Source organism: Actinocorallia lasiicapitis (assembly GCF_054778695.1).
The window spans coordinates 1-1,596 of the sequence record NZ_BAAGZI010000683.1; the positions used below are offsets into that span (position 1 = coordinate 1).

At 75.1% G+C, this 1,596-nt stretch carries 1 pseudogene; it reads left to right on the top strand.

What is annotated here, in order from left to right:
• Positions 1-1,596: pseudogene (locus ACYVE7_RS33730) on the top strand (hypothetical protein); the annotation flags it as partial.

Here is a 1,596-nt window from a genome sequence, read left to right on the forward strand (position 1 = left end):
CTTCACGGGACGTGAGGCCGAGCTGGCCGCCGTCCTGGCCGCGGTGGACGCCCACCGGGTGGTCGCCGTCGACGGGATGGCGGGGGTCGGCAAGACGTCTCTCGCGGTCCACGCCGCGCACCGGCTCGCCGCCGCCTACCCCGACGCCCAGCTCTACCTCGACCTGCACGGCTTCACCGACGGCCGGGAGCCGCTCGACCCCGATCCGGCGCTGCGCACCCTGCTCGCCGCGCTCGACGTCCCGTCGGAGAAGGTTCCCCAGGAGGGCGGGGTCGAGCCGCTGGCCGCGTGCTGGCGGTCGGAGCTGGCCGGCCGGCGGGCCGTCGTGGTCCTCGACAACGTCGCCGGGGCCGACCAGGTGCGTCAGCTCCTGCCCGGTGCGGGCGAGTCCGTCGTCCTGATCACGAGCCGGAACCGGCTGCTGGGCCTGGAGGAGGTGCCGCCGGTCTCGCTGGACGTGCTGAGCGCGGAGGACAGCGCCCAGCTCCTGGCCAGGGCCAGCGGCGATCCGAGCGGCCCCGACGGCAGGCTCGGCCGTGACCCTGAGGCGGCGGCCGAGGTGCTGCGGCTCTGCGGCCGGCTGCCGCTGGCGCTGCGGCTGGCCGGGGCGCGGCTGCGGCACCGTCCCGGCTGGACCGTCGGGATCCTGGTGGAGCGGATGGCGGAGGGCACGACCGAGTTCGACACGGCGTTCGCGATGTCGGTGCGGCAGCTCAACCGGGCCGAACGCCGGATGTTCCGGCTGCTCGGGCTGCTGTCCGGATCGTCGTTCGACGAGTACGTGGCCGCCGCCCTCGCGGACGTCCCGCTGAACACCGCCAGGACCATACTGGAGGACCTGCTGGACGCCCATCTCGTCCAGCAGCCGTCGGCCGGGCGCTACACCCTTCATGACCTGGTGCACCAGCACGCCCGCCGGGCCTGCGCCGAGGAGGACGCGGACGCCGAGCGCGCGCAGGCGCTGGGCCGGGTGCTCGACTACTACGTGCACGCCGCGTGCGCGGCCGACGCCGCGATGCCGTACGGCTCCGGCACCCGTCCGGCCTCCGCGGGCAGTCCCCCTGCCGTGCTGCCGCGGTTCGGCGGCAAGCACGCGGCGCTCGGCTGGTTCGTCAGCGAGTACACCAATCTGATGGGGGCGTTCGAGCTGGCCGTCGCCACCGGGGCCGACGCGCACGCGTGCGAGCTGCCGCGGTTCATGCGGACCTTCTTCGCGCGACGCTGCGGCACCACCCATCTCAACTACCTGTTCGAGCGGTCGCTGGAGGCCGCGCACCGGCTGGGCGATCCGCGGCAGCTCGCCGAAGCGCACAGCGATCTGGGGTTCGCCCGCTACAACGCGGGCCGGATGGCGGAGGCGGGTGCGGCCTACGCGGCGGCGGAGCCGCTGGTCTCCGCGTCCGGTGACGTCCGCTCCCAGGCCGACCTGACGCTCCGCCGCGGCCATCTGGGCTGGGACGTCGGCCAGGTCGCCGAACCGCTCGCCCTGTTCCGCCTGGCCGGACGGCTGTACTCCGACGCCGGATGCCCGATGGGCGCCGCCCACGCGACGGCCGACGAGGCGTGGGCGATGCTCCAGCTCGGCCACCGCGAGGA